A 17,638-nucleotide genomic window follows, 5' to 3' on the forward strand; every position below is an offset into this window, starting at 1 on the left:
TTGATCTGGGTGGGAAGGATTCACCATGGCAGGCTCACGATCCATTGCTCCGTTCCTGACCGCTGCTGGTCGTCCGGTATCGACTCCGCTGAAGGACGTGCGGACGATCTCCCGCCAGATGGTCGGACATTTCATCGAGAATGTCGTGCCCTGCGCAACACTGCCCGGCGAAGTGCTCGACGGTGACGTCACCGCCGTGACCCGGGTGTGTCTGGAGCTCACCGGTGGCGTGCTCGACGGTCGCGACCTACCGGGGCGCCTCGAGCGCATCCAAGCCGCCGCCGCCGGGTGGGCGCGCGAGGGCATCCCGATCGACACCATCCACACCGCCGTGCACGAGGGCTTCAAACTCGGCTTCGACCTGGTGACCGCGCACGTCACCAACCACGACCACGACACCGTCGTCGGCGTAGCCCGCAGGCTCACCGACGTGCAGAGCATGATCACCTCGGCGGTCTCGATGGCCTACGTCCGCGAACTGCGCTCGGTGGTCAGCGAGCACCACACCGCCGTGCACACGCTCACCTCCGCGCTGCTCGGCGGCCAGAACACCTCCACGATGGCCAGGGAGTGCGGGATCGAGGTCGCCGAGCGCTATCACGTCATCGCGCTCGCCCTGCCACCGCATCCGGAGGAACTCGACCCGTCGCTGGACGCGAATGTGGTCGCCCGCCGCAAATTGCGTCGCGTGCAGGCCGAATTGGCGAATCAGTGCGTGGGCAAGGTGCTCTCGCTGCTCAGCGTCGACGGCGGCACCCTGCTGCTGCCCACCTCCGAATTCTCCGAACCGGAACTGGACCAGCTGATCACCGCGCTGTCCACGGCCGCGCAGGTGCCGGTCCGGGCGGTGACGATGCCCGCCGCGCCCGCCGATATTCCGCGTGCCGCCGAACAGGTCCACGAGCTCGTGGAAATAGTGCACCGGCTCGATGGTGAGAGCAAAGTCTATCGGCCGCACGAATTGGCCTTCGAATATCAGCTCACCCGGCAGGGACCGGCCCGCGACTATCTGAGTTCGGTCGTCGATTCCCTGGAATCCCATCCGGAATTGCTGCAGACACTCGAGGTGTATCTGGCCTCGAATATGCGGCGCACCCAGACCGCGCGCGAATTGTTCGTGCACACCAACACCGTCGACTACCGGCTCAAACGCATCGGCCAGCTGACCGGCTTCGATCTCAACGACATCACCGGACTCTGTTATCTGCGCGCGGCCCTGCTGATCCGCGCGCATCGCGGTTCCGGACGCGACCGGACCGTGCGCGCCGACCGTGAGACCCGCTCGCGCGCGGGCTGATCCGTCGTCAGTGCCCCGACGGTGACCCGGCGCAGCCGCAGGACTCCCCGGGGGACAGCACGATCGGCATGGGCTCCGGCGCGGGCACCGAGTCCGCCGGGGAACCGAGCAGCCGGTCCAGGGCGTGCCGGGTGATGTCCTCGATCGGCTGTTGCACCGAGGCCAGGGTCAGCTGCCCGAACTGTCGCGCCGCCGAGGTGTCGAAGCCGACTACCCGGACCTGTTCCGGGACAGCCAGTTCCGCGTCGGTGATCGCCCGCAGCGTGGCCTCGGCCTGGGCGTTGGTGCCCACGACGATCCCCTCCGGCGGCCGGGCGCGGGTCCGCAGATACGCGCTGACCCGCTCGTAGGCGCCCGCGGCGGTGAGATCGGTGCGCACGACCGGCGCGGCCGCCCCGGCGACCGCGGCGAATCCGCGATGACGCTGCGCGACGGTCTCCCGGTCGCCGTAGCGGACGTCGGCGGCGGTGAAGCCACCGACGAAGACCAGGTCACGGCAGCCGTGGACGTCGGCGAGATGCTCGGCGGCGAGTCTGCCCGCCGCCTCGTGATCGGCCCGCACCAGCGGGGCGTCGACCGGGGTGCGGGTGTTGTGGACCCACACCACGGGCATGCGGGCTCGCGCGCAGATCGCGCTGGTCCCGGCCGGATCCACCGCCCCGGCCACCAGTAGCCCGTCGATGCCGACCTCGGTGAACGCGGTGGCGAACTCGGTCTCGCGATCGGGGTCGTAGCCGGTGTTGCCGATCATGGTCAGATGGTCGCGGGCCCTGGCCTCGATCTCCACCCGGCCGACGATGGCGGCGAACAGCGGCATGGTCAGATCGGGCACCAGTAGTCCGATCTGTCGCCACCGGCGCGGCCGCCGCAGCGCTCTGGCCAGTCGGTCGGGGCGGTAGCGCAACTCGTCGGCCGCGGCGATCACCTTGGCGCGCAATGCCTCCGAGACGGGACGCGGGCCGTCGTTGAGCACGTAGCTCACTACGGCGGTGGAGACTCCGGCGCGGGCCGCCACATCGGCGAGGGTGGGGCGTTTGGCGGTCACATCCGGGCGAGTCTGCCCGCCGGTCCGCCGGTTCCGAAGGTTTTCGTTCATCGCGATTCCTACCCTGTTCCGCTCCGTGTGCGTCTCTACGCTAATCGATTAGATCCGTTACCGACGCGACCCACGGGCGCAACAACCGACAGGTGGAGTAGACGACATGTCCTACGCACGACTCACGGGAGTCACCCACTACGAACCGGACGCCGCCCACGACAGCCTGGTGCTGTTCACCGGTGCCGACTCGGTCACCCGGCTGCTCGCCCTCGACGGCACCGTCGTGCGCGAGTGGCCCTACGCGGGCGTGCCGCCGCGGCTCATCGACCCGGCACTCAACGGCGGCAGGCTCGGCGATCTCGGGGTGCAGCTGAGCGAGAGCGGCGACGGGCGCGGCGGCATCTACGCCAACGGCACTGTCGGACAACTGGATTGGTCCGGCGAGCGGGTCTGGGAATGGGGGAGTCAGGCGCCGAGCGGGGCGGCCCGACAGAACCACGACTGGCAGTTGCTGCCCAACGGCAACCGGCTGCTGCTGGTCACGGTGCCCCGCGTCGTCGCCCAACTCGACCTGCCCGCCACCGTCGGCGACCAGGGACTCTACGAGGTCGACCCGGACGGTGAGATCGTCTGGCAGTGGCTCGCCGGTGACCATCTCGACGAGTTCGGCTTCTCCGAGGAGGGCCGCCGGGCCCTGCGCGAGACCGCCGCCCGCGACCCCGAGGATCCGTGGGGCTATCTCGAGATGAACAGCGCCACCCCGCTCGGCCCGAACCGCTGGCACGACGCCGACCCGGACGGTGTCTTCCATCCCGACAACATCCTGGTCAGCTTCCGCAAGGCGAATGTGATCGCGCTGATCGACAAGGTGTCCGGCGCGGTGCTCTGGCGGCTCGGTCCCTATTTCGACGACGCGCCCGGCGCCCAGCATCAGCGGATCAACGCGCACACCGTGCCGCGCCCGGTCGACCAGATCTCCGGTCAGCACAACCCGCACCTGATCCCCGAGGGGCTGCCCGGCGCGGGCAACATCCTGGTCTTCGACAATCAGGGCGGCGCGGGATATCCGCCCGCGCCCCTGGGCATCTACGCGGGCTCGCGGGTGCTCGAGATCGACCCGATCACGCGCGAGATCGTCTGGCAGTACACCGCCGAGGACTCCGAGCGGCCGTCATGGACGTTCTTCAGTTCCTTCGTCAGCAACGCCCAGCGGCTCCCGAACGGCAACACCCTGATCACCGAGGGCATGCAGGGCCGGATCTTCCAGGTGACGCCCGAGGGCGCGGTGGTCTGGGAGTACCACAGCCCGTACGTGGGTTACGGGGTCGGCGGCGAGCCGGAGGTGCGCGAACCCCGGGTGCCCGGCGTCGACCGGCTCACCCTGACCCCGCTGGTCTACCGGGCGTACTCGGTGCCCTTCGCCTGGGTTCCGGCATGACGAGCACCGTGCGCGAGCCGGTCGCCGCGAGGCCGCGACGGCTGCCGATGTCGGCGTGGGTCGCGCGCGGCGGGTCGCTCGGCTGGACACTGGCCGGGCTGATCCTGGCCGGGCTCGCCTGGACCCTGCTGGTGGCCTCCGGGCAGTTCCCGCGCGAACTGCTGCCCAGCGTTCCCGAGATCCTGCGCGCCGGGGCCGACCTCTGGCGCGAGGACCTCCTCGCCGCCGACGTGCTGGCCAGCCTGCGTCGGGCGGTCGGCGGATTCGCGCTCGGCGCCGTCGCCGGGATCGGGGCCGCCGTCGTCACCGCGAACACCACACTCGGACGGCAGCTGCTCCAGCCCGTCCTGCGCCTGCTCTCACCGATCCCCACCATCGGCCTGGTGCCCCTGGCCATCCTCTGGTTCGGCCTCGGCGAGGGCAGCAAGGCACTGGTCATCGCGCTCGGTGTGTTCGTGCCGGTGTGGATCAACAGCCACGCCGGTCTGGCGAGCACCCCGCGCGACTACCTGCGCGCCGCCCGCTGCCTGGGCGCGCGCCGACGGCAGACCCTGCTCGAGATCGTGCTGCCGGAAGCGGCGCCCGACATCGTGTCCGGGCTGCGGGTCGGCGCCGCGATGGCGTTCGTGCTCATCGTCGTGGCCGAGATGAGCGGCACCACCGCCGGACTCGGCTACCGCATCTACCAGGCCCAGCTGTTCTCCCAGGCCGATCGGTTGATCGCCTGCCTGATCGTGCTGGGCGTCCTCGGCGCCCTGGCCGACCTGGTCATCGCCTCGACCACCGCCCCGCTCACCCGCTGGGCCGCGGAGGAACACTGACATGCCCATCCGGACCGACGACCTGGTCGTGCACTACCCGGGCAACCCGGCCCCCACCCTCGACGGCATCTCCCTGACCATCCCGGACGGCTCGTTCACCGTGCTGGTCGGCGCCTCGGGATCGGGGAAATCGACGCTGCTGCACTGCCTGGCCGGACTCATCACCCCGACCTCGGGCACGGTCACCGACAACGGTGTCGCCGTGACCGCGCCGGACCCGCGCCGCGGCGTGGCCTTCCAGCGCGACGTGCTGTTCCCGTGGATGAGCGTGGCCGACAACATCGGCTTCGCCCTGCGCGCCCGTGGCGTCCGCGCGGCCGACCGACCCGCCCGGGTCGCCGCCCTGCTCGACGACGTCGAACTGGCCCGCGCGATCGCCGACCGGCGGCCCAGCGAACTCTCCGGTGGCATGCGGCAGCGGGTGAGCATCGCCCGCCTGCTCGCCGGGGAACCCGCCGTGATGCTCATGGACGAGCCCTTCGCCGCCCTCGACGCCCTGACCCGGTTGAAGATGCAGGACCTGCTCACCGACCTGTGGACGCGCGCGCGGCGCACCATCGTGTTCGTCACCCACGACGTCGACGAGGCCATCCGCCTCGCCGACACCGTCGAGGTGATCACCGACGGCCACCTCGCCGAGCGCATCACCAACCCGCTCGACCGCCCCCGCCCCGCGGACACCCTCGCCGACCTGCCCGGCTACAGCGAGATCCGCAAGCAACTGCACCACCGGCTCGGTATCGCCGAGTCCACCCGCTGAACCCATCACCCCCGAGGAACACCCTGTGAAGACATCTCTGACGCGGATCGTCACCGCCGCGATCACCGCGACCGCCCTCGCGCTCACCGCCGCGGCCTGCGGCGACAGCGCCGCCGACGACCCGGACACCCTCACCGTCGGCTTCGTGGTCGACCCGTCGTGGGCCCAGGTGCCCGTCGCCGCCGCGGCGGGCTATTTCGGCAAGCACGGGGTGAAGGTCGAGGTGGTGAACTTCCCGTCCGGGATCGAGGCCCTCCAGGCCGTCGCGGCCGGTCAGCTCGACGTGGCCACCGCGGCCGATGTGCCCAGCGCCGCCGTGCTCAGCAAGTCACCGTCGCTGCGCGTGGTGGGCGACGGCGCCCGCTGGGAGGGCTCGCGCATCATCGCCCGCCGCGACGCGGGCATCACCACGGTGGCGGATCTGGCCGGGAAGAAGATCGGCACGCCCATCGGCACCAGCGCGGCCTACTTCGCGGCGAACACCCTGGCGGACAACGGCATCGAGGCCGAGCTGGTCCAGGTGGCGCCGTCGGCGACGGTCACCGCCGCGACCCGTCGCGATGTGGACGCGGTGTCGATCTTCCAGCCGTATCAGGCCCAGGTCGTGCAGGCGCTCGGCGCCGACGCGGTCGAGCTGACCGGCGGCAGCTACCACCAGCACAGCCTGTATCTGGCCGCGGAGCGCGCGGTCACGACGAAGTCCGCGGCGCTCTCGGCGTTCTTCGCCGCCCTCGACGACGCGGGCCGGGACCTGCGCGAGCTGTCCGATCCGGCGATCACGGCCGTGGCCACCGCCACCCAGCTCGAGCCCGGCCTGCTGCGAACGGTGTTGCCGCAGTTCGACTTCACGCTCCAGCTCACCCCGGACCTGGCCACGAAGCTCGGTGAACTCGGCGTCTGGGCGAAGGGCCAGGGCAAGATTCCCGCGAGCACGACCCTGCCCGATTACGCCACCGTCCTGGACTATCGCTTCCTGCCCGCGAACGGCTAACCTCACGTCCGCCGCCGGTTTTCGGGCGGGGGAGTTGCCGGTACCGGCGTTACCGGATAGCCTCGATGTATTCAGTGTACAAATGTTCACTCAACACATCCGGGCGGGGTGGCGACAATGAAGTTGCAGACATCGGTGAATGCCTGGCTGGACACGGCCGCTGCCGACCTCCGAGCACTCGGTGAACTCGCCACCGAGGTCCAGGCGGCCGTGTTCACCCGACAGCGCAGAATCCGCCGGGCCGCGGCGACCACCTCGGGCCGGGACCTGATGTGGGAGAGCTGCGCGATGGCCTACGACATCATCGACCTCGCCGACGCCGCCCGCCGCGCCCGCTCGGACCGCCCCCACAACCGCCCCGCGAACCAGGGCGACCCCCGATGAGCGCGATGGCCCTGCTCCTGCTCGGCACCCTCGCCGCCCTGACCATCGGCTCGGTCGTCGCCGGATACGCCGTGGCCGCCGTCAGTTGGTGGCTCGCTCAGGACCGCTCCTCCTACCGCGCGGGCAGGCGGTGTCGGCACACCCCACGTCCCCGCACCGGCTGAGCTGTTCGGGCGATCGCCCGGCGCGGTGCGGCGGGCGACTACGGTGTCGCGTCTACGATCCGACGATGCGGGCGAGGATCCTCGAGGAGCTGCGAGAGCTGCGGCGCGACCGCCGGGCGGTGCTCGTCCTGGTGGCGTTGCCGGTGCTGGCGCTGGTGGTCTTCGGTTGCGCGGCCGGGTTCTTCCCTGGGGCGGTGCGGGCGGCGGTGGTCGGGCCGCTGGCCGCGACCACCGGGCCCGCGTTGCCGGAGTTCTTCGAGGTCGTGGTGACCGCGCCGGAGGACACCCGGGCCGAGGCCGAGCGGAGGGTGCGCGACGACGAGGTCGATGTCGCGTTCGTGGCGTCGGGGTCGGCGATCACGACGGTCGCGCTGGTGGACGGGTCCGACCTGTTCGCCGCGCAGTCGAGCATCGCGGTGCTCAACAAGATCAGCGGTGCCGTCCGGCCCGAGGTGCTGTTCAACCCGGAGTTGAAGACCTCGTGGGTGCTGGTGCCCGCGATCATCGGGCTCATCGTCACCTTCGTCGGCCTGATCGTCACCGGTATCGGGCTGCGGCGGCAGACGGGCGCTCCCGAAGAGTCGGCGGCGGGCGGCCGGAGCGGGGTGGTCCTGGGCGAGATCGCGCCGTACTTCCTGCTGACCGCCCTGGAACTGATCGCGGTGACCGTGTTCGGCCTGCTGCTGTTCGGTGTGCCGTTCACCGGCAGCGTGCTGGTGTTCGCGGTGGGCGCGGCGATCTTCGTGTTCCTGGTGGTGTGCCTGGGCGCGCTGATCACGTCCGTGGCGCGGACGACGGGCCGGGTCGTGCAGGTGACTCTGGTGTTCCTGCTGGTCCAGATCGTGCTGTCCGGCATGATCTTTCCGCTCGACGCCATGGCCGCCGGGGTGCGCTGGATCGGCTACCTGCTGCCGCTGACCTACTTCACCATGATCGCCCAGGGCGTGATGCTGCGTGGCGCGCCGCTCACCAGTCTGTGGCTGCCGCTGCTCGTGCTGATGGTGATGGCCGCCGTGGTCGTGCGGTTCCGTCGTGACCCACGCGCCGCGACGGACCGCTGATCGGACCTGGACGACGCGGTCGTTGAGATTCCGGATTACCGCTGTTCCTGGCCGTATAGTGCAGAAATGCGCCGGGTCGCGAGAATATCGAGACGATCGAACTCACCCTGGGTCGCGCCGGGGAGCGGCTCATGACGACCGCGAGCGTCGACGACGAACCGGCACGCGAACGCCATGCGGCGCGGACGACGGCAGCCCGGGGCAGCGGTGTCGGTTTCGGTGGCGCGATCGGCGCGGTGCTGTTCGCCTGGCTCTCGCTGACTCCCTCGCTGCTGCCGCGCGGACCCCTGTTCCAGGGCCTGGTCTCCGGTGCCGCCGCGGTGGTCGGCTATGGCCTCGGGGTCGCCGTGGCCGCGCTGATCGGCTGGCTGCTGCAACGATCCCTGCCCGGTCCGCCCCGGCCGGTGCGGTGGGGGCTGGGTCTGCTGGCGGTCGCGGGCACCGTGGGGGTGCTGTTCTGGTATGCCGGGTGGCAGAACGAATTGCGCACGCTCATGGGCGTTTCCGATCTCCCGTGGCACGCCTACCCGGTGCTGGTGGTCATCGCCGCCGTCGTCTTCCTGGTGCTGCTCGTGGTGGCGCGGGTCGCCCGGGCCGCCGTGCGTGGGGTCGGCAGGCTGCTCGCGCGGGTGCTGCCGCCGCGCGTGGCCGCGCTGCTGGGCGGGATCATCGTGGTGGCCCTGGCGATCGCGGTACTCAACGGCGTGGTCGCCGACGTGGCCATGGCGGCACTGAACAACACCTTCAAAGCCGTGAACGAGGAGATCTCCGAGGACACCCCGAAACCGGAGTCGCGTGATCGCTCGGGTGGCCCCGGCTCGCTGGTGAGCTGGGACTCACTCGGCAGGCAGGGCCGCATCTTCGTCGCCAACGGACCGACCGCCGCCGAACTCACCGCCTTCAGCGGCAAACCCGCGCGCGAACCGGTCCGCGTCTACACCGGCCTGGCCTCGGCCGAGAACGTCCGCGCCGAAGCCGATCTCGCGGTCGCCGAGTTGCGGCGGACCGGCGCCTTCGAGCGGTCCGTGCTCGGCGTGGCGACCACCACCGGCACCGGCTGGATCAACGAATCGACCGCTTCCGGCATCGAATACCTGGCCAATGGCGACAGCGCGCTGGTGAGCATGCAGTACTCGTATCTGCCGAGCTGGTTATCGTTCCTGGTCGACCAGGAACGTGCCAGGCAGGCGGGCCAGGCCCTGTTCGAGGCCGTCAAAGCCGAATGGGACACGCTGCCGCCGGACCGCCGCCCGAAACTCGTCGTCTTCGGCGAGAGCCTCGGCTCCTTCGGCGGTGAGGCGGCCTTCTCCGGCATCCAGGACATGGCCGCGCGCACCGACGGCGTGCTGTTCGTCGGCCCGACGGCCACCAACCCGGTCTGGGGTGACGCCACCGCCCGCCGCGACCCCGGTTCCCCGGAGTGGCTGCCCGTCTACCGCGACGGCCGGACGGTCCGATTCGTCGCCGACGCACCCGATCTGGCGCGTCCGGACCGGCCGTGGCCCGCTCCCCGGGTGGTCTACCTGCAACACGCCTCCGATCCGATCACCTGGTGGACCCCGCGGCTGCTGTTCCAGGAACCCGACTGGCTGCGCGAACCGCGCGGACCCGACGTGCTCGCGGGCACCCGCTGGATTCCGGTGATCACGTTCCTGCAGGTGTCGGCCGACATGGCGGTGTCCACCGATGTCCCCGACGGCCACGGCCACACCTTCCACGCCGCCATCGCCGATGCCTGGGCCGCGATCCTGCAACCCCCCGGCTGGACCCCCGCCGACACCGAACGGCTGCGCGGCGTGCTGCGGAACGAGGACTGAACATCGGCCCGCTCGGCTATCTTGAGCCGATGTGCGCCCCGGAGATCGTCCGTCACGTCCACGAGGCCGCGCCGCGCCCGAACCGCCGCGCCCTGTTCGGGCTGGCGGGTCTGGCCGCGGCCGCCGCGGTGGTGCCCGCGCCCGCCGCGGCCGCGCCCCGCACCGGCGGTGTCGTCGACCTGACCCACACGCTCACGCCGGAACTGCCGGTCTGGCCGGGTAATCCGCCGATCACCATGGTGCCGGTGGCCTGGCACGCCTCCGGCGGTTTCGGCCAGCTGGCCCTCGGCTACTGGGAGCACACCGGCACCCACCTCGACGCCCCGGTGCACCGCATCCCCGGCGCCGCCACCACCGACGCGCTGGCCGCCACCGACCTGGTCGCCCCGCTGGTCGTCCTCGACATCAGCGCCAAGGCGGCCGCCGACGCCGACGCGGTGGTGACCGTCGCCGACATCGACACCTGGCGCGCCACCCACGGCGAGATCCCCGAACGGGCGTTCGTCGCCCTGTATTCCGGCTGGGAGCACCGCCTGGCCGACCCGGCGACCTTCCTCAACCTCGACGGCCGGGGCCGACCGCACGCCCCCGGATTCTCCGGCGAGGCCGTCGAATACCTGGTGACGCAATGCGACATCGTCGGCGCTGGCGTCGACACGCTCAGCCTCGACTGCGGCGCCGATCCCGACTACGGCGCGCACACCGCCCTGCTCGGCGCGGGCCGCTACGGCGTGGAGATGCTGGCCGCTCTCGGCTCGGTGCCGCCGTCGGGCGCGACCGTGGTCGTGGGCGCGCCCAAACACGTGGGCGGCACGGGCGGGCCGTGCCGGGTGCTCGCGCTCACCTGAGCGTCGTCAGCTGCCGATGGACAGGGCGTGCCGGAAGGTGTCACGCGGATCCCAGGTCGCCTTGATCCGCTGGAGACGCGGGTAGTTCTCACCGTAATAGAAAGCGTGCCAGGGCAATCCGGAGGTGTTCCAGGCCGGGTCGGCCAGATCGGGATCCGGATAGTTGATGTAGCTGCCGCCGTAGTTCTCGTTCGGCACCGGCACACCGCCGGTCCCGGCGTGCACCTCGCGATACATCTCGCGGGCCCAGCGCAGGTAGCGCTCGTCGTCGTGCGGCAGCCGCCAGGACGCGTGGATGAGCATCTTCATGAACGAATCCCGTGCGGGCATGGCCGTCGCGTCGGCGGACACCGCGTTGATCGCGCCACCGAACGGCAGGAACTCCAGCTGGGATTCGCCGAGGAAGGCCGGATCGGTGAGATAGCGGTAGAAGATCCGCAGCTGGTCGGGGGTGTAGGGATTGCGCAGGTAGGCGGCTTTGACCTTCACGCGCGTGGAGTTCACGCCCTTCGCGTAATACACCTGGCGCACGGTGTCGGAGTAGGACAGCTCGGTGACCGGCAGGACGATCGCGCCGGGCTGCACGCCCTCGCACACCGCCGCGACGAACTCGTCGAAACGCGCACGGGCGTCGGGCGCGTCGGCGTCGAGCAGGATCAGCATCTCCGCCGCCGCGGTGCCGGTGGTGTGGAACATCAGCGGCGCGTACAGCCCGGCGAAATCGTCACCGGGCGCGCGATGACGGGCGAAGAATCCGAGATAGTTGCTCAGGAACCGGACGAAGGAGTCCTCCGTGGCGATCGGCAGGGTCAGCCGCGCGTTGAGCATCCGGCGCGGCGGCACGGGCAGGGCGTGCGCGGGATCGGAGCCGTCGGAGTCCGGGGAGCGCAGCAGGAAGCGCGTCACCACACCGAAATTGCCGCCACCGCCGCCGGTGTGCGCCCACCACAGATCGTGCTCGGGCCCGTCCTTGACGGCCGTCACCGTGCGCGCCGAGCCGTCGGCGTCGACGGTGACGACCTCCACCCCCGCCAGATGATCGGCGACCAGCCCGAATCGCCGCGACAGCGGGCCGTAGCCGCCGCCGGTGACGTGCCCGCCCATACCCACACCCAGACAGATCCCGCCCGGCACCGTCACACCCCAGCGGTGCAGCGCGTCGTAGACGCTGCCCAGATCGGCGCCCGCGCCCACCGAGAAGGCGCGGTGCCGCTCGTCCCAGTCCACGGCGGTGAGCTTGCCGAGGTCGATGAGTGAGCGGGTCGCGGCATGGTCGACGAAGTCGTCGAAGCAGTGCCCGCCCGAGCGGGCCGCGATCGTCGAGTTCTCCGCGACGGCGCGGGCGACCGCGGTGCGCACCTCCTCGGCGGTGGTCGGCACGTAGATCCGGTCCGGCCTGGCCTGGAACCGGCGGTTGTAGCCGCGCAGGCTCAGCGGGAGGTAGTCGGTGTCGCCCGCGCCCAGCACCTGGTCACCGGCGCGGGCACGGGGTATGCCGAGCGCGGCGAGCGCACCGCCCGCGGCGGCCGCGGTGATCAATCGTCGACGGGACAGGGTCACCGGAATCCTTTCAGCCGAATCGGATCGGACACTAGCCCACTTGTGTTCGGGGTGAGCGCAATTCTGGTCGTCGGCCCGGCCCTGGGGTTCCATCGAGGGATGGCGATGCGGACAGTGCGAGGGTGGCGGCGATGAGCACTCCGCGGATCAGCGGTCTGGCGTTCCTGACGCCGGGAAACTACCTCGACGAAGACCCCTACCACGGGCTCGAGGACACGCTGCGGCTGTTCGAGTTCGGTGAGCGGATCGGTTTCGACGGCGCCTGGATCCGGCAGCGCCACCTCGAACACGGTGTGGGGTCGGCGGCGGTCTTCCTGGCCGCGGCCGCCCAGCGCACCCGCCGGGTGGAATTGGGGACCGCGGTCATCCCGATCGGCTACGAGAGCCCGTTCCGGCTGGCCGAGGACCTCTCGCTGGCCGACGTGCTCTCCCAGGGCAGGCTGCAACCCGGCTTCAGCGCGGGTGTGCCCCCGCACGCCGACCTGATCGGGCACCTCGTCTTCGACGGCGACTGGCGCGATTTCGACCTGTCCTACGGTCGGGTGAGCAGGCTGATCGAGAACCTGCGCGGCGAGTACCTCGGCGACGACGACACCGTCATCCACTCGCCGGGCAATGTCCAACGTCCCCGCCTGCAACCGCACAGCCCCGGGCTGGCCGACCGCGTCTGGTACGGCGGCGCGAGCACCCGGTCGGTGCGCTGGGCGGCGGAGAACGGGCTGAACCTGCTCAGCGGCAATATCCTGCACGGCACGCCCAGCGACGATTTCGGCACCGCCCAGCGGACGCTGATCGAGGACTACCGCCGCCGCATCGCCCCCGACCGCCCCGCGCGCGTCGCCATCGGCCGGGTGATCGTGCCGTTCGACAGCGCCGATCGCGCCACCCGCGAGCGCTACCGCGCCTACGCCGCGAGCCGCCACGACCGCACTCTCGGCCCCCAGGGCGAGCGTCGGGTGCTGTTCGCCCGCGATGTCGTCGGCACGGCCGAGCAGATCCTCGAGCAGCTGCACGCCGACCCCGTACTGGCCCACACCAGCGAGCTGCGCCTGGAACTGCCCTACGAATTCCACCGCGAGGACTACGAGCAGATCCTGCACGACACCGCCACCCTGATCGGCCCCGAACTGGGCTGGACACCGGCGACCGTCGACGAAGCCGCCTGAGCTCCGAGCGCCCCGACACCGCGACCGGACCAGGAAGGCTTCGATGCTCGGCCCGCGCCATTTCGACACGCACGCCGAGGTGTACGACCGTGCCCGCCCGCCCTACCCGGAACAACTATGGCAGCGACTGCGGTCCCTGGGCGTGCTGCGCCCCGGCCTGCGCGTGCTCGACCTCGGTGCGGGCTCCGGGCTGGCGACCGCGCCGCTCGTGCGGGAAGGCGCGACCGTCACCGCCGTCGAACCCGGCGCCACCCTGGCCCATCGGTTGCGGCAGCGCCTGCCCTCGGTCACCGTCCACGTCGCCACCGCGGAGACGGTCCCGCTGGAACCCGTGGCCTTCGACCTGGCCGTCGCGGCGACCGCCGTGCACTGGTTCGACCTCGACACGGTCCTCCCGACGGTGCATCGCGCGCTCGTCCCCGACGGTCGTTTCGCGGTGTGGCGCACCGTATTCGGTGACTCTTCGGTACCGGTCACACCCTTCCGCCGCCGGGTCGCGGCCATCACCGCACGACGCGGCCCCGGGTCGACACGACCCACACCCGCCGAATCCGACACCGCCGCCTGGGTCCGCGAACTCACCCGCACCGGCCACTTCCACCCCGTCCACACCGCCGAATTCGCGTGGTCGATCGAACTGGACACCAGCCAGATCCGCGACCTGTTCACCACGTTCAGCGACTGGACCACCCTCGAGGTCGACGAGGCCGCCCGAGCCGTCGACGCCCTCGGCGGGACCGTGGTCGAGCACTACCGCACCCCACTGATCGTCCTCCGACGCCTGCCAGTCACCGAAGAGTCGCCTCGCTAGGCCGACGGAGAAGGGAGGGGCGCGGTGGGCATCGGAGCAGATGCCCACCGCGGCAAGGGATTCAGGCGGGGACGGTGGACGAGCGGACGTCGGGCAGGCCCAGGTTGTCGCGCAGGGTGGTGCCGGTGTAGTCGGCGCGCAGGGCGCCGCGGTCCTGCAGGAGCGGGACCACGTGGTCGACGAATTCGTCCAGGCCGGTGGGGACCAGGTGGGAGCCGAGAATGAAACCGTCGGAACCGTCCTGCTGGACGAAGGTGTCGATCTTCTCCGCGACCTGCGCGGGTGTGCCGACGATCGGGCCGCGTTCGAACTGGTCGATCACCGTCTCGCGCAGTGTCAGCTTCTTCGCCTCGGACACCTCGCGCAGCTTGCGGACGGTGGCGAATCGGTCCTGGTGCAGGAAGGCGCGTCCCTGGATGATCGGCGGCCCGTCGGGATCGGGTTCGATATCGGGGATCGGGCCCTCGGGGTCGTAGGCCGACAGATCGCGGTTCCAGATCTGCTCGAGCAGGATCAGAGCGGTCTGCCCGGTGACCTGCTCGTCACGGATCGCGTGGTACTTCTCGATCGCCTCGGCCTCGGTGTCGCCGAGTACGAAACTCGCCGACGGCAGGATCTTGATGTCCTCGGCCGCACGGCCCGCCGCCACCGCGCGCGCCTTGACGTCGCGGTAGAACTCGGCCGCCTCGGGCAGTTTGCCGTAGGGGGAGAAGATGGCGTCGGCGTTCGCGGCGGCGAAATCGCGGCCCTGCGGGGAGACCCCGGCCTGCAGGATCACCGGCCTGCCCTGCGGGCTGCGCGGCACGGTGAACCGGCCCGCGATGTCGAATTGCTGTCCACGGAAGGCGAACTCGCCCGCGTCGGGACGGGCCAGGAACCGCCCGCTCTGCTTGTCGGCGACGATGTCGTCGGCACGCCACGAATCCCACAGGGCACGCACGGCATTCAATGTCTCCTCGGCGCGCACATAGCGGTCGGCGGGGTCGAGGAATCCGCCGCGGCGGAAGTTCTGTCCGGTGAACGCGTCGAAGGAGGTCACCACATTCCACGCCGCCCGACCGCCGGAGAGGTGATCGAGGGTGGCGAACTGGCGGGCCAACTCATAGGGCTCGTTGAAGGTGGCGTTGATGGTGCCCGCCAGACCGAGATGCTCGGTGACCGCCGCGATCGCGGCCAGCACACCGAAGGTGTCGGGACGGCCGATGATGTCCTGATCGAAGATCCGCCCGGCGCGTTCGCGCAGCGCCAGGCCCTCGGCCAGGAAGAAGAAGTCGAACTTGCCGCGTTCGGCGGTGCGCGCGGTGTGTTCGAAGGTGCTGAAATCGATCTGGCTGCCCGCCTCGGGATGCCACCACGCGGTGTGGTGGTTGACGCCGCCGAGGTAGGCGCCCAGGATGACCTGCTTACGGGATGTACTCATCGACGGGACCTCACACTGTCGCGTAGCGGTTGGGAACGGTGGCGGGCAGTCCGAGCAGCTCACGCAGTGAGCCGTCGGGATAGCCGGTGCGGAACAGGTTGCGGCTCTGCAGAACCGGGACCAGCCGGTCGGCGATCGCGGCCAGATCGTCGACGGCGACACCTGGCCGCAGCCGGAACCCGTGCACGCCCTGCTCGCTCCAGGCGGCGAGCAGATCGGCGAGATCCTCGGCGCTGCCCGCGAAAATCGCGGCATCGGAGGCGAATTCGGCACCGGAGAGCTCGTTCAACTGCTCCAGGCGCTGCTGACCGGTGCCCTCCTCGGTGTCGAGGAAGACCACCACATCGGCGTAGACCCGCAACGGTTCACCCGTGCGCGCCGCGCTCGCGGTGGCCACCTGCGCCAGGATCGGTGTGGGGCCCGCGTCACGCGAGGGGGTGACGAACACCAGATCCGCACCGGCGGCGGCGAATTCGTAGACCAGCGGCGCGTGGGCCAGCGCCGTGACGACGGGCTGACCCTGCGGCGGCCGCGGAGTGATCGACGGACCGCGCACCGAGAAGTGCGAGCCCTCGAAATCGACGTAGTGCAGCTTGTCGCGGTCGATGAATCGGCGGGTCGCCACATCGCGGATCTCCGCGCCGTCCTCCCAGCTGTCCCACAGCCGCCGCACCACCTCGACCACATCGGTGGCCTCCGCGAACAACTCCCGCGCGTGCGGCGGGACGGTTCCCGTGGCGAGCACCTCGGCGATCTCGGCGGGGCTCAGGTCGGTGATCTCGCGTCGACCGAAGTGCGCGGCCTCCTCCGCGCTGCCCGACACCCTGGCCTGCCAACCCGCCCGCCCGCGCGAGGTGTAGTCGAGGGTGGCCAGCGCGGCGGCCACGTGGAACGGCTCGGTGTGGGTGGTGGTCACCGTGGGGATCAGGCCGATGTGCCGGGTCAACGGCGCGACCCGCGCGGCGATCAGGTGCGCGTCGAGCCGGGCCCGCACCCGGTCGATCGCGTCGTCGGTGGGGGTGTGCGCGTCACCGGGGACGCGCAGGCTGTCCTCGATGGTGACGAAGTCGAGCAGGCCGCGCTGAGCGGTGGTGACCAGATCGATCCAGTAGGCGGCGCTGAACAATTCGGTGGGGCGTGCGTGCGGGGCGCGCCACGCGGCCGGGTGCCAGCCCGCCCCGTCGAGCGCCACACCCAGATGCAGGGGATTCGGTGCCATCGTGTGCCGTTTCTGTGCTGCGGTGAATGGTCTCCCGTACAACACGGCGCCGCCATCGGCATACGGCGACAGCGGATTCGGGGGATCGGCGCGACAGCGGGCCCGGTGGCATCGGGCCTGGTCGGCGGCGGAAACGGCGGCGACGGCGGGAATGTCAACTGTTGCGTTCAGCTCGATCGACCGGAAATAGCACCCGGCCACCCTGTTCGCCGGAACAGGATGGCCGGGGGAGGGTCAGTTGGCGGGCTTCTGGTGGGTGGTCGGGGTGTGGACGATGTCGTAGTACACCGTCTTGTCGTCCGGATTCGGGTAGACCCGGTAGGTGAACTCCTGATCGGTCAACGTCACGATCTCCACATCGCGGCGCGACTGCTCTTCGCCCGCGTCGTTCTTCGCGACGAGGGTGCGGGTCTTGCCGTCCGCGGACACCACCCAGTCGCCCTGCATCTTCGGGGCGTCCTCGAGGGTGTACATGGTGAAGGTGCCGTCGGGCTCGTAATAGGCGTAGCCGACGTAGTTCTCGACGGCGTCGTCGTCCAGGGACACCGTGGTGCCCGTGGCGTCGGTCGCCGAGGTGGTCTCCCATGCGGTCTCGGAGAGGATGGCCGACGGTGTCCCCGGTTGGACGGACGTGGCCGCCGAACCCGAGGTGGTCGCCGTCGGCGAGGTGGTGGTCATCGAACCCGTCGTCGTGGCGGCGACCGAGGTCGACGTCGCGGCGGAATCGGTGTCGTCGTCACTGCCGCAGGCCCCCACGAGGGCGGCGGCGGTCACGGCGAGAATCACGGGCGCAATCTTTCTGCTGAGTTTTCGCTGCTCCGTCATGGCCGTCAGCCTAATGC

The 17,638-nt window shown here is 70.6% G+C and carries 17 protein-coding genes; 12 read left to right on the plus strand and 5 right to left on the minus strand.

All coding sequences use genetic code 11. The annotated features are described in order from the left end of the window. Positions 1-25 precede the first annotated feature (25 nt). Positions 26-1,297: a PucR family transcriptional regulator gene (locus QC180_RS07745; protein WP_278261942.1), complete on the plus strand. Its 1,272-nt coding sequence runs from the start codon at positions 26-28 to the stop codon at positions 1,295-1,297. Between the two features lie 7 nt (positions 1,298-1,304). On the opposite strand, the gene QC180_RS07750 is transcribed toward QC180_RS07745, so the two are convergent. Next, on the minus strand, positions 1,305-2,342 hold the full coding sequence (locus QC180_RS07750) for a LacI family DNA-binding transcriptional regulator (protein WP_278261943.1): 1,038 nt from the start codon (positions 2,340-2,342) through the stop codon (positions 1,305-1,307). Between the two features lie 157 nt (positions 2,343-2,499). On the opposite strand from QC180_RS07750, the gene QC180_RS07755 reads away from it, so the two are divergent. The 9 genes from QC180_RS07755 to QC180_RS07795 all read left to right on the plus strand — a co-directional run bounded on the left by QC180_RS07755 (position 2,500) and on the right by QC180_RS07795 (position 10,620). After that, positions 2,500-3,774, plus strand: a complete 1,275-nt coding sequence (locus QC180_RS07755; RefSeq protein ID WP_278261944.1) for an arylsulfotransferase family protein — start codon at positions 2,500-2,502, stop codon at positions 3,772-3,774. Continuing rightward, the gene (locus QC180_RS07760; RefSeq protein WP_278261945.1) at positions 3,771-4,595 is read left to right on the plus strand and encodes an ABC transporter permease; all 825 of its coding nucleotides are present in this window, start codon (positions 3,771-3,773) and stop codon (positions 4,593-4,595) included. The genes QC180_RS07755 and QC180_RS07760 overlap by 4 nt, the downstream gene beginning before the upstream one ends. Position 4,596: 1 nt before the next feature. Further along, the gene (locus QC180_RS07765; protein WP_278261946.1) at positions 4,597-5,355 is read left to right on the plus strand and encodes an ABC transporter ATP-binding protein; all 759 of its coding nucleotides are present in this window, start codon (positions 4,597-4,599) and stop codon (positions 5,353-5,355) included. Positions 5,356-5,380: 25 nt separating this feature from the next. Beyond that, positions 5,381-6,346 (plus strand): ABC transporter substrate-binding protein, encoded by a 966-nt coding sequence (locus QC180_RS07770; RefSeq protein ID WP_278261947.1) that lies wholly within the window; start codon positions 5,381-5,383, stop codon positions 6,344-6,346. 117 nt (positions 6,347-6,463) lie between these two features. After that, positions 6,464-6,730, plus strand: coding sequence for a hypothetical protein (locus QC180_RS07775; protein WP_278261948.1), 267 nt, complete (start codon positions 6,464-6,466; stop codon positions 6,728-6,730). After that, positions 6,727-6,894 carry a hypothetical protein gene (locus QC180_RS07780; RefSeq protein WP_278261949.1) on the plus strand — a complete coding sequence of 56 codons (168 nt, stop codon included), beginning with the start codon at positions 6,727-6,729 and terminating at the stop codon, positions 6,892-6,894. Before QC180_RS07775 ends, QC180_RS07780 begins: the two co-directional genes overlap by 4 nt. A 65-nt stretch (positions 6,895-6,959) precedes the next feature. Further along, entirely contained in the window at positions 6,960-7,955 is a 996-nt protein-coding gene (locus tag QC180_RS07785; RefSeq protein WP_278261950.1) for an ABC transporter permease, read from the plus strand. A 131-nt stretch (positions 7,956-8,086) separates the two neighbouring features. Continuing rightward, positions 8,087-9,772 (plus strand): alpha/beta hydrolase, encoded by a 1,686-nt coding sequence (locus tag QC180_RS07790; protein ID WP_278261951.1) that lies wholly within the window; start codon positions 8,087-8,089, stop codon positions 9,770-9,772. Between the two features lie 29 nt (positions 9,773-9,801). After that, a complete protein-coding gene (locus QC180_RS07795) occupies positions 9,802-10,620 on the plus strand; it encodes a cyclase family protein (RefSeq protein ID WP_278261952.1) in 819 nt (272 codons plus the stop codon). Between the two features lie 6 nt (positions 10,621-10,626). Here the strand turns inward: QC180_RS07795 and QC180_RS07800 are convergent, their stop codons facing one another. Continuing rightward, the gene (locus QC180_RS07800) at positions 10,627-12,180 is read right to left on the minus strand and encodes an FAD-binding oxidoreductase (RefSeq protein ID WP_278261953.1); all 1,554 of its coding nucleotides are present in this window, start codon (positions 12,178-12,180) and stop codon (positions 10,627-10,629) included. 131 nt (positions 12,181-12,311) lie between these two features. On the opposite strand from QC180_RS07800, the gene QC180_RS07805 reads away from it, so the two are divergent. Both QC180_RS07805 and QC180_RS07810 read left to right on the plus strand, forming a co-directional pair. Beyond that, the gene (locus QC180_RS07805; protein WP_278261954.1) at positions 12,312-13,346 is read left to right on the plus strand and encodes an LLM class flavin-dependent oxidoreductase; all 1,035 of its coding nucleotides are present in this window, start codon (positions 12,312-12,314) and stop codon (positions 13,344-13,346) included. A gap of 43 nt (positions 13,347-13,389) precedes the next feature. Next, a complete protein-coding gene (locus QC180_RS07810) occupies positions 13,390-14,157 on the plus strand; it encodes a class I SAM-dependent methyltransferase (protein WP_278261955.1) in 768 nt (255 codons plus the stop codon). A 61-nt stretch (positions 14,158-14,218) separates the two neighbouring features. On the opposite strand, the gene QC180_RS07815 is transcribed toward QC180_RS07810, so the two are convergent. The 3 genes from QC180_RS07815 to QC180_RS07825 form a co-directional block, all read right to left on the minus strand. Beyond that, positions 14,219-15,577: an NtaA/DmoA family FMN-dependent monooxygenase gene (locus tag QC180_RS07815; protein WP_278261956.1), complete on the minus strand. Its 1,359-nt coding sequence runs from the start codon at positions 15,575-15,577 to the stop codon at positions 14,219-14,221. Positions 15,578-15,587: 10 nt separating this feature from the next. Beyond that, complete coding sequence (locus tag QC180_RS07820; protein ID WP_278261957.1) at positions 15,588-16,796, minus strand: LLM class flavin-dependent oxidoreductase; 1,209 nt, start codon at positions 16,794-16,796, stop codon at positions 15,588-15,590. A gap of 234 nt (positions 16,797-17,030) precedes the next feature. Next, entirely contained in the window at positions 17,031-17,621 is a 591-nt protein-coding gene (locus QC180_RS07825) for a DUF4822 domain-containing protein (protein ID WP_278261958.1), read from the minus strand. Positions 17,622-17,638 lie beyond the last annotated feature (17 nt).

It is taken from the genome of Nocardia anocheti (assembly GCF_029675105.1).
Taxonomy (GTDB): domain Bacteria; phylum Actinomycetota; class Actinomycetes; order Mycobacteriales; family Mycobacteriaceae; genus Nocardia.